This window comes from Blautia sp. HA8986 (genome assembly GCF_056504635.1).
On sequence record NZ_JBWLUQ010000003.1, the window covers coordinates 98675 to 112814 of the forward strand.

The 14140-nt window shown below is 45.1% G+C and carries 11 protein-coding genes; all 11 read left to right on the top strand.

The genetic code is table 11. The annotated features are described in order from the left end of the window. Positions 1-47 precede the first annotated feature (47 nt). The 11 genes from AC04Q4_RS15245 to AC04Q4_RS15295 all read left to right on the top strand — a co-directional run bounded on the left by AC04Q4_RS15245 (position 48) and on the right by AC04Q4_RS15295 (position 14139). Entirely contained in the window at positions 48-344 is a 297-nt protein-coding gene (locus AC04Q4_RS15245; protein WP_243251465.1) for a DMT family transporter, read from the top strand. After that, positions 341-685, top strand: coding sequence for a DMT family transporter (locus AC04Q4_RS15250; protein WP_173738567.1), 345 nt, complete (start codon positions 341-343; stop codon positions 683-685). Before AC04Q4_RS15245 ends, AC04Q4_RS15250 begins: the two co-directional genes overlap by 4 nt. A gap of 62 nt (positions 686-747) precedes the next feature. Further along, the gene (locus AC04Q4_RS15255) at positions 748-1698 is read left to right on the top strand and encodes a glycosyltransferase family 2 protein (RefSeq protein ID WP_173738568.1); all 951 of its coding nucleotides are present in this window, start codon (positions 748-750) and stop codon (positions 1696-1698) included. Further along, positions 1691-2821 carry a dTDP-4-amino-4,6-dideoxygalactose transaminase gene (rffA, locus tag AC04Q4_RS15260; RefSeq protein WP_173738569.1) on the top strand — a complete coding sequence of 377 codons (1131 nt, stop codon included), beginning with the start codon at positions 1691-1693 and terminating at the stop codon, positions 2819-2821. The genes AC04Q4_RS15255 and rffA overlap by 8 nt, the downstream gene beginning before the upstream one ends. A 61-nt stretch (positions 2822-2882) precedes the next feature. After that, positions 2883-4250 carry a D-alanyl-D-alanine carboxypeptidase family protein gene (locus AC04Q4_RS15265; RefSeq protein ID WP_173738570.1) on the top strand — a complete coding sequence of 456 codons (1368 nt, stop codon included), beginning with the start codon at positions 2883-2885 and terminating at the stop codon, positions 4248-4250. Between the two features lie 36 nt (positions 4251-4286). Next, positions 4287-4841 (top strand): dTDP-4-dehydrorhamnose 3,5-epimerase, encoded by a 555-nt coding sequence (gene rfbC, locus AC04Q4_RS15270; protein ID WP_173738571.1) that lies wholly within the window; start codon positions 4287-4289, stop codon positions 4839-4841. A 17-nt stretch (positions 4842-4858) separates the two neighbouring features. Beyond that, positions 4859-5671 carry an ABC transporter permease gene (locus tag AC04Q4_RS15275; RefSeq protein ID WP_119239148.1) on the top strand — a complete coding sequence of 271 codons (813 nt, stop codon included), beginning with the start codon at positions 4859-4861 and terminating at the stop codon, positions 5669-5671. A gap of 23 nt (positions 5672-5694) precedes the next feature. Then, a complete protein-coding gene (locus tag AC04Q4_RS15280) occupies positions 5695-6960 on the top strand; it encodes an ABC transporter ATP-binding protein (protein WP_330594904.1) in 1266 nt (421 codons plus the stop codon). Positions 6961-6962: 2 nt separating this feature from the next. Then, on the top strand, positions 6963-9155 hold the full coding sequence (locus AC04Q4_RS15285) for a methyltransferase (protein WP_173738572.1): 2193 nt from the start codon (positions 6963-6965) through the stop codon (positions 9153-9155). Between the two features lie 33 nt (positions 9156-9188). Continuing rightward, a complete protein-coding gene (locus AC04Q4_RS15290; protein ID WP_476389250.1) occupies positions 9189-11702 on the top strand; it encodes a glycosyltransferase in 2514 nt (837 codons plus the stop codon). After that, positions 11695-14139, top strand: a complete 2445-nt coding sequence (locus AC04Q4_RS15295) for a glycosyltransferase (RefSeq protein WP_476389394.1) — start codon at positions 11695-11697, stop codon at positions 14137-14139. Before AC04Q4_RS15290 ends, AC04Q4_RS15295 begins: the two co-directional genes overlap by 8 nt. The last annotated feature ends 1 nt before the right edge of the window (position 14140 follow it).

The window sequence follows — 14140 nt, forward strand, 5'->3', positions numbered from 1 at the left end:
TGCACATAAGTCTTTTGTGCAGTTCACTGAGTGGTGTCTGTTCAAAAATGGCATCCAGATACACAGACAATATTTTTTCCCTGCAGTTTATCTTCTGGTTTGGGCTGGTGTTTGTGATCATGTTTGGATATGCGATCATCTGGCAGCAGATCCTGAAGAGGATGCCTCTGACAGTAGCTTATGCCAATAAGCCGGTAACACTGATCTGGGGGATTATCTGGGGGCAACTTATCTTTGATGAGAAGATTACCTGGAATATGCTTTTGGGAGCCTGTATTATTTTTGCAGGGATTTATTTTGTAACAAGCGGTGACAGAGAAGAAAACGGAGGGAAGCGCGTATGAGTAAACTGACTGGAGCCATATGTCTGCTTCTTGTTTCTGTGTTTATTTCTTCGGTATCTCAGATACTTCTGAAGAAAGCAGCAGACAGAACCTATGAGAATCATCTCAGGGAATACTTAAACCCGCTGGTCATTTTTTCTTACGGGATGTTTTTCTGTTCCGTGATCCTGACCATGCTGGCACTGAAAAAAGTTCCCCTTTCCATGCAGCCGATCCTGGAATCTACAGGATACATTTTTGTGGCTGTGATGGGGTATATTTTTCTGAAGGAAAGACTGAGCAAAAGAAAATTGGTAGGAATCGCACTGATCCTTGCGGGGATCATTGTGTTTTCACTGTAGAAAAAGAACTATACGGGCTGTCAGACAGAAGCGGCTGACAGTCTGTTGTGAGGAGAAAGAGAATGCTGGTATCAATTGTTATACCATGTTACAATTCCGAACATACCATTGGTGAGGTTGTAGAGCTTGCCATAGAGGAATTTGAGAAACTTGATAAATACGAATGCGAATTTGTGCTTGTAAACGATTATTCCAGGGATGGAACCTGGAAGGCTATCGAAGCACTTTCCGATAAACACCCAAATGTAAAGGGAATCAACCTTGCCAAAAATTTCGGACAGCACAATGCGATCATGGCGGCAATGTCCCAGGCAGAGGGTGAGCTGATCGTGGGAATGGATGATGATATGCAGAATCATCCGTCACAGATCCCGCAGTTCCTTGCGAAGATCGAAGAAGGATATGATATCGTATTCGGTGTATTTAAACAGCGAAAATTTTCCATGATGAAGAATATCACAGGAGCCATCAGCAGATATCTTCTGTGGCATCTTCTGGATCGCCCGAAGGATATCCAGATGAGCAGCTTCTGGTGCTGCCGCAAATATGTGCGGGATGAAGTTGTGAAATATGATGGCTACAATATTTTCCTGCAGGTACTGTTTTTCCGTACTACGCATAATATTGCAAATATTGAGGTGGAACATTTTGCGAGAGAGGTGGGAACTTCCAATTATAATTTCAGGAGAGGGCTGAAGCTCTTTATGTCCTGCCTGAATTTTACGGTGATCCCACTGAGAGCAGCGACTTTTTTTGGAACGATCTTTTCAGCAGCCGGTTTTATCGGAGCTATTGTTGTGCTGATCCGAAAGCTGCTGGATCCGACAATCGCCATCGGATGGTCTTCCCTGATGTGTGCCATGCTGGTGCTTTTTGGCATCTGCTTCCTGATGCTGGGAATCATTGGCGAATATATCGGAAAACTGATCCTGAATATCAATAAGACACCGCAGTATGTTGTGCGGGAAACAAGAAACATTCAAGCAAAAGATAATGAGGTAGCAGATGATTGATTTTAACAGACCCGCATTTGTGGGGAAGGAGCTTTCGTATATTGAAGATGCCATACACAGAGGAATGCTCTGCGGTGACGGCGAATATACCAAAAAGTGCTCCCGATGGATGGAAGAGCGTTTCCATGCGGGGCATGTGATGCTGACCACTTCCTGCACCCATGCACTTGAGATGGCTGCATATCTCACGGAGATCCAGCCGGGAGATGAGGTGATCATGCCGTCCTACACATTTGTATCCACTGCAGATGCTTTTGTGCTCCGGGGAGCGAAGATCGTGTTTGTGGATATCCGTCCGGATACCATGAATATCAATGAAAAACTGATCGAGCAGGCTGTCACAGAGAGGACCAGGGTGATCGTTCCGGTTCATTATGCAGGGGTTGCCTGTGAGATGGATACTATTATGGATATTGCGAGACGCCATAACCTAAAGGTTGTGGAGGATGCGGCCCAGGGCGTTGATGCTTATTATAAAGGCAAGGCACTTGGAACCATAGGAGATTTTGGCTGCTACAGCTTCCATGAGACGAAGAATTATACAATGGGAGAGGGCGGCGCAGTTCTTTTCAATGAGGATATTTACCAGGAGAAAGCGGAAATCCTCAGAGAAAAAGGCACAGACCGCAGCAAGTTTTTCCGCGGGCAGGTAGATAAATACCGCTGGATGGATTACGGCTCTTCTTATCTTCCGAGTGAGCTGAATGCTGCATATCTTTATGCGCAGCTGGAGGAGCACCAGAAGATCAGCGACAAGAGAATGGAGATTTATAATTTTTATAACCGGAACCTGAAGTTCCTTGCTGATGAGGGGAAGATCCAGCAGCCTTATGTTCCGGAAGAATGTACCCATAATGCGCATATGTACTATATAAAAGTGCATGATATGGATGTAAGGACAAGACTTATCAAATATCTCCGTCAGAAAGATATCAGCTGCGTATTTCATTATGTACCTCTTCATTCCGCACCGGCCGGACAGAAGTTCGGAAGATTTTCCGGTGAGGATGTTTATACCACAAAAGAAAGCGAGCGGCTGATGCGTCTTCCAATGTACTACAATCTGGATATGGAGGATGCAAAGAGAGTTGTGGATGCGATTGCTTCCTTCGATGGATTTTGATCGAATATTTTACTGAATCATGAATATCCGGTTGATGGCATAAAAGAGAAGGGAAGAAATTATGAGAAAAGTTAAAAAACTGTTTACGCTTCTGACTGCTTTGTATATGTCCCTGATGCTGCCGGTGCAGGTAATGGCGGCAGTTGACCTTAATACCAAATATGAGGTGGATACCAATAAGATCCAGGGATGGCCCCAGGCAGCAGATATTGCAAGTGATACGGGAATCCTTATGGATGCAGATACAGGAGCTGTGCTTTTTGACAAAGGCGGGGATCAGCAGCGTTATCCTGCCAGTATCACCAAGATCATGACACTTCTTGTTGCTGTGGAAAATTCCTCTATGGATGAGCAGGTGACATTTACAGAGACAGGTGTGCGTAATGTAACTGCAGATTCCAGCAACATCAATTCAAAAATAGGCGAGGTCATGACCATGCAGGATTGTCTGCATGCCCTGATCATCCAGTCCGCCAATGATGCAGCTGCCCAGATCGCAGAGCACGTAGGTGGAACTGAGCAGAATTTTATTGATATGATGAACCAGCGTGCAGCCCAGATCGGATGCACGAATACACATTTTACCAATTCCAGCGGACTTCCGGACGAAAACCATTATTCTTCTGCTAAAGATATGGCATTGATCTTCCGGGAGGGACTGAAGAATGAAGCTTTCCGAAGCGTGATCGGCGACGCGGATTATACCATCAAGCCTACCAACATGACCAGTGATAAGCGTGTTTTTCACACACATCATCCGATGTTTGCTCCAGAGAGTGATATCTATTATCAGGGCTGTATCGGTGGAAAAACAGGCTTTACCAATCTTGCTGCCCATACTCTGGTAACAGCTGTGGAACAGAATGGCACAACGTATATTGCTGTGGTCATGCACGGAGTTGAGCTTTCCACCTGCTGTCTGGATTCCAAGGCATTATTTGATTACGGATTCCGGAATTTTACGAAAACTGCAGTAGATGGCGGAAGTGTGATCCTTCCGAATGGAATGGATGTGAATACACTGACAACGAAATCTGAGAATAATAATGGAAAAGTCGATACTGTCTATTATGTGGGGGATCATCAGGTGGGAAATTCCACTGTGGATGAGCCGGCAGCTACGCCAACACCGGAAGCAGCTGTTTCGGAAACCGCAGGACAGACAGCAGCTTCTGGAACAACCGGTAATACTTCAGACGAGTCTGCCGGGACTGACAATACCGGTGATTCCGGCACTTCATCCGGTGAAGTGAGCAGGAACAGCAAAAACACTCAGGACACCCGGAGCACAACTGCAGGGGAAGAAGGCGAAACAAAAGGAATACCGGCTCTCCGCAAGATCCTTCTTATGGCTATGGCGGTAATGGTTCTCATACTGATCGCACTTCTTGCTGCTCTTGGAAGAAAAGAAAGAAAACACAGAAGATAGGAAAGTTAAATAAATTAGAAAAAGGAGAATAAAAAAATGGGAAAAATCAAAGTTACACAGTGCGGAGATATTGAAGGACTGAAAGTTGTAGAGCCAACAGTATTTGGTGATGCCAGAGGATATTTTATGGAGACCTACAATTACAACGATTTCAGAGAAGCTGGAATTGACGTGGAGTTTGTTCAGGATAACCAGTCCAGTTCCCACAAAGGAGTTCTCCGCGGACTTCATTTCCAGATCAACTTCCCGCAGGACAAACTTGTACGTGTTGTAAACGGTGAAGTATTTGACGTAGCTGTTGACCTTCGTGAAGGTTCCAAAACATACGGACAGTGGTTCGGTGTTGTACTTTCCGCTGAGAACAAGAAGCAGTTCTTTATCCCGAAGGGATTTGCGCATGGTTTCCTTGTACTTTCCGAGCATGCGGAGTTCGTTTACAAATGCTCTGACTTCTATCATCCAAATGATGAGGGCGGACTTATCTGGAATGACCCTGATATCGGAGTTGAGTGGCCGATCCCGGAGGGAATGGAATTAAGCTTCTCTGACAAGGATACAAAATGGGGAAGCTTTAAAGAGTACCGTAAATAATTAGGAGAGCATGAGATTTGAAAACGATTTTTTCTTTACCAACGGACATTTATAAAAACAGAAGACTGATATTCAAGCTGGCAAAAAATGATTTCAAGACAAGATATGCAGGCTCCTACCTGGGAATCGTGTGGGCTTTTATCCAGCCTGTGATCACGATCCTGGTATACTGGTTTGTATTCTCTGTGGGATTTCGTTCCGGTACAGGAGATCTTGGAGTACCGTTTGTTCTGTATCTGGTAGCAGGTATTGTGCCATGGTTCTTTTTTCAGGATGCCCTGATCGGAGGAACCAACTCTATGCTGGAATATAATTATCTGGTCAAAAAGGTAGTATTCAATATCAGTGTGCTGCCTGTTGTCAAGATTATTTCCGCATTGTTTGTACATTGTTTCTTTGTGCTGTTTACCATTATCCTGTATGCGGCATATGGAAAATTCCCGGATGTGTATTATTTTCAGCTGATCTACTACAGCATCTGCGTGTTTATCCTTGTTCTGGGATTAAGCTATGCAACCAGTGCGATCGTGATCTTTTTCCGTGATCTGACTCAGATCATCAACATTGCACTTCAGGTTGGAATCTGGCTTACACCGATCATGTGGATCGCCGAGACTTCACTTCAGGGACATGAGACACTTCAGAAAATCCTGAAGCTGAATCCGTTATATTATGTGGTCTCAGGATACAGAGATACCTTCCTTATGAAGTCCTGGTTCTTTGAGCATGCAGGATGGACGGTCTATTTCTGGGTATTTACGATCCTGTGCTTCCTGTTTGGCAGCTGGGTATTTAAACGTCTGCGCATTCATTTTGCAGATGTACTGTAGAGAATGTGGAGGAAAGAAAGAACGTGGATAATAAAAATGTAATACAGGTGAGCCATCTCACCAAGATGTATAAGCTTTATGACAAGCCCTCTGACCGCTTGAAAGAGGCACTTGGGCTTACTAAGAAGAAGCTCTATCGTGAGCATTACGCACTTCATGATGTGAATTTCGACATTCAGGAAGGCGAGTGTGTGGGAATTATCGGAACCAATGGTTCCGGTAAATCCACCATCTTAAAGATCATTACCGGCGTGCTGACTCCGACAGAAGGAGAGGTAAAGGTTAATGGCCGTATCTCCGCACTTCTGGAGCTGGGCGCAGGATTTAATATGGAATATTCCGGTCTTGAAAATGTATATCTTAACGGAACCATGATCGGATTTTCTAAGGAAGAGATTGATGCCAGACTTGATGATATCCTGGATTTTGCAGATATTGGAGATTTTATACACCAGCCTGTAAAAACATATTCCAGCGGTATGTTCGTGCGTCTGGCTTTTGCTGTTGCTATCAATATTGACCCGGAGATCCTTGTTGTTGACGAGGCACTGTCAGTAGGTGATGTATTTTTTCAGGCAAAATGCTATCATAAATTCGAAGAGTTCAAGAAACAGGGAAAGACCATACTGTTCGTAAGTCATGACCTGAGTAGTGTGTCAAAATACTGCGACAGGGTTATTCTTCTGAATAAAGGTGTGAAGATGGATGAAGGCTCTCCGAAGCAGATGGTAGATCTTTACAAGCAGCTTCTGGTAGGGCAGGATCCTGTAAAGCAGCAGGAAGAATCAGGAACTCCTTCAAAAGAGGAGAAGGGCGAAGGCAATTTTCAGGCCAACCCGAACATGCTGGAGTACGGAAACCGTATGGCTGAGATCATTGATTTCGAGGTGGTGGATGATAAGGGAGTCCGCTCCAATACCATTGAGAAAGGCAGCAGTTTCCGGATCTGCATGAAAGTCCGTTTCAACGAGGATATCCAGGAGCCCATTATGGCTTATACCTTTAAGAATATAAAAGGGACGGAGATCACAGGAACCAACACCATGTTTGAGAAAGTACAGGTAGAGAAATCAGGAAAAGGTGATGTGTGTACAGCTACTTTTACCCAGGAGATGAACCTCCAGGGCGGGGAGTATCTGCTTTCTTTCGGATGTACCGGCTATAAAGACGGTGATTTTACTGTGTTCCACAGACTCTATGATGCCTGCAACATCACGGTAGTTTCCGCGAAGAATACAGTGGGCTTTTATGATATGAATTCCAAAGTAGAAATACAGTGTGAGGATTAAGTATGGGAGAAAAAATCGGAAAGGTATTCCTGGATACCACGTATTATCCGGGTAAAGACTTATATAGTGACGGTGCTATTGAGGATGAGATGTTATCCATTGCCAGAGATTACGCACCGGAAGAATTTAACCGTGTGATCGCAGAAAAGGAGAGCTGGCCGATCCTGTATCATTTTTCCCATATCAGGGAGAATATCTTAAGCTGGGTTCCTTTTAAGGGAGACGAGAAAGTTCTGGAAGTGGGTGCAGGATGCGGTGCTGTCACAGGTGCGCTGTGCCGTAATGCAGGAGAGGTGACAAGTATTGATCTTTCCATGAAGCGCAGCCGTATCAATGCCTACCGCCACAGAAACCAGGAGAATCTTAAGATCCTGGTGGGAAATTTCCAGGAGATCGAGAAAAATCTCACAGAGAAATACGATTATATTACCCTGATCGGAGTGTTCGAGTACGGGGAGGCTTATATTCAGAGCGAAGATCCATATGTGGATTTTCTGAAGATCATTTCCAGACATCTGAAACCGGACGGAAGGATCATTCTTGCTATTGAGAACCGTCTGGGCCTGAAATACTGGGCCGGATGCACAGAGGATCATTTCGGAACTCTCTTCGAGGGGCTGGAAGGCTATCCAAGGACAAATGGTGTCAAGACTTTTACAAGAAAAGAATTTCGTCAGATCCTGAAACAGGCCGGGAACCTGAAGGCATCCTGGTACTATCCGTTTCCGGATTACAAGTTCCCGATGACTGTATATTCTGAGAAATATCTTCCGAAAAAAGGCGAGCTGAACCGGACAGAATATAATTTTGACCGCTTCCGGCTGCAGCTTTTCCAGGAATCACCGGTATATGATACACTTCTTGATAATGATCTGTATCAGGAATTTGCCAATTCTTTCCTGCTTATGATCGGTAAGGAACAGCCTGAGATGGAAACCATCTATGCCAAGTTTTCCAATGAGAGGGACAGGAAATTTGACATCCGCACAGAGATCGATCACACAGGAAACGGCAGCCGTGTCGTAAAGAAAGTTCCGGAAACAAAAGAGGCAGAAAGCCATGTAAATGGTCTGGAGAAAATCTGCGAAGAGCTTGGCAGACTTTATGCAGCTGCAGGAATCCGGGTAAATCGCTGCAAGGCACAGCCTGAAGCCGCAGAATTTGAATATCTTACAGGCATGACTCTGGAAGAAAGGCTGGATACTCTTCTGGAAGAAGGAAAAAACGACCAGGCAGAAGAACTGCTTTTTTCCTATATAAATAAAGTGAAACAGATTCATGAGAAGGAAGATTTTCAGAAAACAGAGGGATTCGTGAAAGTATTCGGCGATGCAGAGCTGCCGGAGAACCTGAAAGCTGCACCACTTTCCAACATTGATTTTGTTCCTGCAAATGTAATACTCGAAGGCGAAAAAGCTACTGTCATCGATTACGAGTGGACATTCTTTTTCCCGGTACCGTCCAATTTCCTTGTGTACCGCATGATCCACTATTATCTGGAAAGTGATGGAAAACGTGAAAATCTGAAGAGCCGAGGCTTCTATGAAAAAGCCTGCCTCACAGAGAAAGAATGCCAAGCTTATGCTGAGATGGAGAAGAATTTCCAGAAATACATGCTTGGCAGCCACAATGCCATGCTGAACCTCTATGAAAGGATTTCACCGGGCAAGGCGGATGCTGTGCAGTTTTATGAGGTGAAGAAACTGGAAGCTTCTCAGAGTTTGCAGGTATTTTGGGATGCAGGCAGAGACTTCAATGAAGCAGATTCCGGAAAATATCCGATAAAGAACAAAAAGGTCTATGCCAAAGTAATGCTTCCTGCTCACACCAGAAAGCTGAGACTTGATCCGGGTGAACTGAGAAGCGGCCTGCATATCCGCAGGATGAGCTGGTCAGACGGAACACCTGTGAAGTTTTTTACAGAAGGATGCAGCCTGGGTGGAGATACTTACTATTTCGGAGGTGAGGATCCTCAGATCATCATTGAGGAAATTCCGGAAAATGCAGAATTTATAGAGATCGATCTGGAATTTACAGATGAGAAAAAAGCAGGGCAGAAATTCTGGCAGAAATATCAGAACAAAGAGCGGAAGCTCCGTCAGATCTGCGCTGAGATTGATGGAAATGAAAAAATGCTTGAGGTTATGAAACACAGCCGTTTATGGCGTGCATACCGTAAATTCAAAAAAATATGACAGAGTGCTGCTGTTCACAAGAGGGATATGACTATGGCAAAAATACTTTGGAATGTTGATGAAAAAAAATACAATGACAGGAATGCTCATACGCTGATCCTGACCGGATGGGCTACAGAGCAGGGAAATCCCGCGCTTACTTTTTTCCTGCAGGGAGATGGAGAGGAGATTTCCATTTCGCAGCCGGTAAGGTTTGACAGAGCTGATGTTGCCAGAAGTCTGTCCGAACTTGGAGAAGTCTGGGATGCAGGATTCACCCTGAAGATTCCGGAGATCCTGACTCTGGCAGAGAAATATACAAGGCTGGAAGTATTTCTTTCTGATGGAAGTGAGAAAGAAGTGATCTTTTCCTCCACAGGGAAAGAACTGAAAGCTTTCTGCATGGACTGCATGATGGAATATCGTATTGATAAAGAGCAGATCCTGGGAAAAAATACACTTCTTGTAGAAGGATGGGTACTGGATCAGCAGGGATCCGATGAGATTTTTGTGGAAGACCGCGCAGGGAAACCGGTGAAATGCACCATAAACCGGGGAAGACGTCCGGATGTGGAAGAAGAGCGTGGAATTACAGCTTCCGGAAGCCGTGAGATCGGTTTTTCCATTCAGGTGGACCTGGAAGAAACCGGAAACAAGGAGCTCCTGGTCTGCTTTAAAGGACCGAAGACGCAGAAGAAATATCTGGTGGATGTCTGGAAACTGAAAAAAGAAAAATCCGTTTTTTACCAGAGGATGAACCTGTTTTCCATAGAGAATAAGGATGCAAACAGAGCCTATATTAAAGAAAAAGGCCTGAAAGAATTCCTGCGTTATGTGGCAACCCATCAGCCGGACAGTGTTTCCGTAGATTATGAGGAATGGCTGAAATCTCATGCAGCCGGCAGAAAAGAGCTTCTGAGACAGAAGAAGACTGTATTTAAAGAAAAACCTCTGATCAGTATTGTGATTCCTCTTTATAACACGCCCAAGGAATATCTGAAAGAGCTGATCGATTCTGTGAGAGCCCAGACTTACACAAACTGGCAGCTGTGTCTTGCAGACGGCAGTGAGGGTTCGGAAACACGAGCTTTTCTCAATAAAAAATACAGAAAAGAAAACCGCATTACTTATAAAAAGCTGAAAGAGAACAAGGGAATCTCAGAGAATACCAATGCAGCCATGAAGCTGGCAGCAGGAGAGTATATCCTGCTCTGTGATCATGATGATGTTCTTACACCGGACGCGCTGTTCCACATTGCGAAGGCCATTACAGAACAGAAGGCAGATGTGATCTACACAGACGAAGATAAAGTCAGCATGGATGGCAAACATTATTTTGAGCCGAATTTCAAGCCGGACTATAATTTGTTCCGTCTTCGCGAGAATAATTATATCTGTCATATTTTTACATTTAAGAGAAGTCTTCTGGAACAGACCGGTACGTTCCGGCCGGAGTATGATGGAGCACAGGATTTTGACCTGATCTTACGGTGCTGTGAGCAGGCAGAACGGATCGTTCATATCCCGCGAGTTCTGTACCACTGGAGAAGCCATATGAATTCCACGGCAGCTAACCCGGAGAGCAAGCGGTATGCTTTTGAGGCAGGGAAGCGTGCAGTGGAGGATCATTACAGGAGACTGGGAATTAAGGCAGAGGTGGAGATGACAGACCGTCCGGGCTGGTACAGAAGCCATGTAGCCATTGACGGTGAGCCTATGATCTCCATTATCATTCCCAACAAGGATCATATCGATGATCTGGATCTCTGCATAACTTCCATTGAGGAGAAGTCTACCTGGAAGAATTATGAGATCCTTGTGGTTGAGAACAACAGCGAGCAGAAAGATACCTTCGTATATTATGAGGAACTGCAGAGAAGATACGACAATGTGAGAGTACTAACCTGGAAAAAAGAATTTAACTATTCTGCCATCAACAATTTTGCTGTAAGGGAATCCAGAGGTGAGTACCTTCTGTTCCTGAACAATGATGTGGAGATCATCACCCCGTCCTGGATGGAGGAGATGCTTCAAATCTGCCAGCAGAAGGGCGTGGGAATGGTTGGTGCAAAGCTGTACTATCCGGATGATACCATCCAGCATGCAGGTGTTGTGCTGGGACTTGGCGGAATTGCCGGACATATCATGTGCAAGGCTAACCGGGATGAGATCGGATATATGGGACGCTTGGTTTCCGTGCAGGAGATCAGTGCTGTCACAGCGGCCTGCATGATGATGAAAGCATCTGTATTTTGCGATACAGACGGTTTTGACGAGGAGCTTCGTGTGGCATTTAACGATATTGATCTGTGCATGCAGGTTCGCAGCATGGGAGAAAAGATCGTATTTACTCCTTATGCAGAACTTTATCATTATGAATCCAAGTCAAGAGGACTGGAGGATACACCGGAGAAGCAGCTTCGTTTCGGAAAAGAGGTGAAATGCTTTAAGCGCAAATGGGGAAGAGACCTGCTGAAAGGTGATCCGTACTACAGTCCGAATTTGTCCCTGAAAGAAGGGGACTGTTCTCTGCGAAAAGAAGAAAGAAATGGGGAGTATCATGCCTGAGGAAATATTTGAAGTAACAAGAGAAAGATTTCATCTGCTGGACAGAAATAAATATATTGTACAGGGAAGTTGGCCGAAAGAAGCGAAAGTGGAAGTCTGCCTGGACAGTCAGAAGCTCCCGGTGAAAGTGGAGAAGCTTGAGATCGTAAGTGCCATGGAGCGTTTTAAAGATCCGGATCTTATGCGCGGTGAGCAGATCACTATGACGATAGAGATGCCGGATCAGCTGGATGAGTACCGTAAGCTGGTGATCTATGCAGCATCTGAAGGGAAGCGAACCGTGTGGTTTTCCATCACAGCTGCAGAGCTTGAAAAAAAGCGGGACAAGCCACAGGTGTATTTTGAGGAAGAAAAAGTACAGCAGGGAATGGTGCGCTTAAGAGGCTGGGCTATCGCAAAAAGTCCTGTGACCATCCGCATTTATGACGAGAATAAAGAACAGCTGGCAGCAGACATCCAGAGAACAGACCGTGTGGATGTAGATCAGCTTTACGATGAGATCGAGCATCCGGAGAAAACAGGATTTTTCACGGAGGTGACAGGTGTTTCCGGTAAATGTCTCTATGTGGTATTCTACGCAGGAGACAGAAAAACAGTAAAAGTTGTTCCACTTCGAAAACTCGATATTCTTGCAAAAAAAGCTGATAAGTATGTAAAAAAAGGAATCCGTTACTGGAAATCCCAGGGAGGTGCAGCTCTTGCCGGAAAAGTGGTATCCAAGATCCGCACAGTTTCCACAAGAGAGATCCCATATCAGAAGTGGATCACCCGCCATCTTCCGGGCAAGGCAGAACTGGAGAAGCAGAGAAGAACAAAATTCAGCTACAGCCCGAAGATATCCATTGTTGTACCGCTGTACAAAACACCGGAGAAATATCTGCGCAGGCTGGTGGAGTCCATTCAGCAGCAGACATATACCAACTGGGAGCTGTGTCTTTCTGACGGAAGTGGGGATAATTCTCCGATCGCAGGAATCCTGAAGGAAATTTCTGCCAAAGATAAACGGATCAAAGTGATCTCCCACGACTGTACACTGCAGATCTCCGAGAATACAAACAGTGCCATAGAAGCAGCGACCGGGGATTTTATTGCATTTGCAGATCATGACGATGAGCTGACACCTCATGCACTGTTTGAATGTGTGAAGGCTCTCAACGAGAAGCCGGAGACACTGGTGATCTACTCTGATGAAGATAAAATGTCCATGGACGGACACAAATTCTTCCAGCCGCATTTTAAGCCGGATTACAATCCGGATCTTCTTTGCACAGTAAACTATATCTGCCATCTTTTTGTGGTATCCCGCAGGGTAGTAGATAAAGTTGGAATGCTGCGCAAAGAGTTCGACGGAGCCCAGGATTACGATTTTGTTTTTCGCTGTGTGGAAGCTGTGAAGGATGAAGAAATCTGTCATGTGCCCAAGATTTTGTACCACTGGAGATGCCACGAGGATTCCACAGCTGAGAATCCGGAGAGCAAGACCTATGCTTTTGACGCAGGACGAAGAGCTGTGCAGGAGCATTACAACAGGATCGGTGTGAATGCAGAGGTTCTGGACGGAGAGTTCCTTGGCCTGTACAGAACGAAATTTGTGCGGGACTACGATCCGCTGATCTCCATTATCATTCCCAACAAGGATCACATTGATGATCTGAAACGCTGTATGGATTCCATTGACCGGAAATCTGCTTACAAAAATTACGAGTATGTAATTGTGGAAAATAACAGTACAGATCCTGCCACATTTGAATATTATAAGAAGCTCGAGAAGGAAAATGAAAGAGCCCATGTAGTTTACTGGGATGGAGTATTCAATTATTCTGCCATCAACAACTATGGAGCTTCTTTTGCAAAAGGAGAGTATCTCCTGCTCCTCAATAACGATACGGAGATCATCAATCCGGACTGTCTGGAAGAGCTTCTTGGGTACTGCATGCGCAGCGATGTAGGTGCAGTAGGAGCCAGACTGTATTATGAGGATGACACGATCCAGCATGCAGGTGTTGTGATCGGCTTTGGCGGAATTGCAGGGCATTGCTTTGTGATGCAGCCAAGAGGAACGACAGGATACTGCCACCGTATTATCTGTGCCCAGGATTACAGTGCTGTCACAGCAGCCTGCATGATGGTGAAGCGCAGTGCCTTTGAGAAGGTGGGGGGACTTTCTGAGGATCTTGCAGTTGCATTTAATGATATTGATTTCTGCATGAAGCTGAGAAAAGCAGGATACCTGATCGTGTACAATCCGTATGCAGAGCTTTATCACTATGAATCCAAATCAAGAGGTCTGGAGGATACACCGGAGAAGGTGGCACGTTTCAACCGTGAGATCTCCATCTTTGAGAAAAAATGGCCGGATATCCTGAAAAACGGTGATCCCTATTACAACCCGAATCTGACACTGAAAAGCCAGGACTTTTCTCTGAAGCGGATCTAGG

Bases quoted from the DNA above. Each gene is read 5' to 3' on its own strand.
- AC04Q4_RS15245 (WP_243251465.1), top strand. From the start codon at position 48: ATGGCATCCAGATACACAGACAATATTTTTTCCCTGCAGTTTATCTTC.
- AC04Q4_RS15250 (WP_173738567.1), top strand. From the start codon at position 341: ATGAGTAAACTGACTGGAGCCATATGTCTGCTTCTTGTTTCTGTGTTT.
- AC04Q4_RS15255 (WP_173738568.1), top strand. From the start codon at position 748: ATGCTGGTATCAATTGTTATACCATGTTACAATTCCGAACATACCATT.
- rffA (WP_173738569.1), top strand. From the start codon at position 1,691: ATGATTGATTTTAACAGACCCGCATTTGTGGGGAAGGAGCTTTCGTAT.
- AC04Q4_RS15265 (WP_173738570.1), top strand. From the start codon at position 2,883: ATGAGAAAAGTTAAAAAACTGTTTACGCTTCTGACTGCTTTGTATATG.
- rfbC (WP_173738571.1), top strand. From the start codon at position 4,287: ATGGGAAAAATCAAAGTTACACAGTGCGGAGATATTGAAGGACTGAAA.
- AC04Q4_RS15285 (WP_173738572.1), top strand. From the start codon at position 6,963: ATGGGAGAAAAAATCGGAAAGGTATTCCTGGATACCACGTATTATCCG.
- AC04Q4_RS15290 (WP_476389250.1), top strand. From the start codon at position 9,189: ATGGCAAAAATACTTTGGAATGTTGATGAAAAAAAATACAATGACAGG.
- AC04Q4_RS15295 (WP_476389394.1), top strand. From the start codon at position 11,695: ATGCCTGAGGAAATATTTGAAGTAACAAGAGAAAGATTTCATCTGCTG.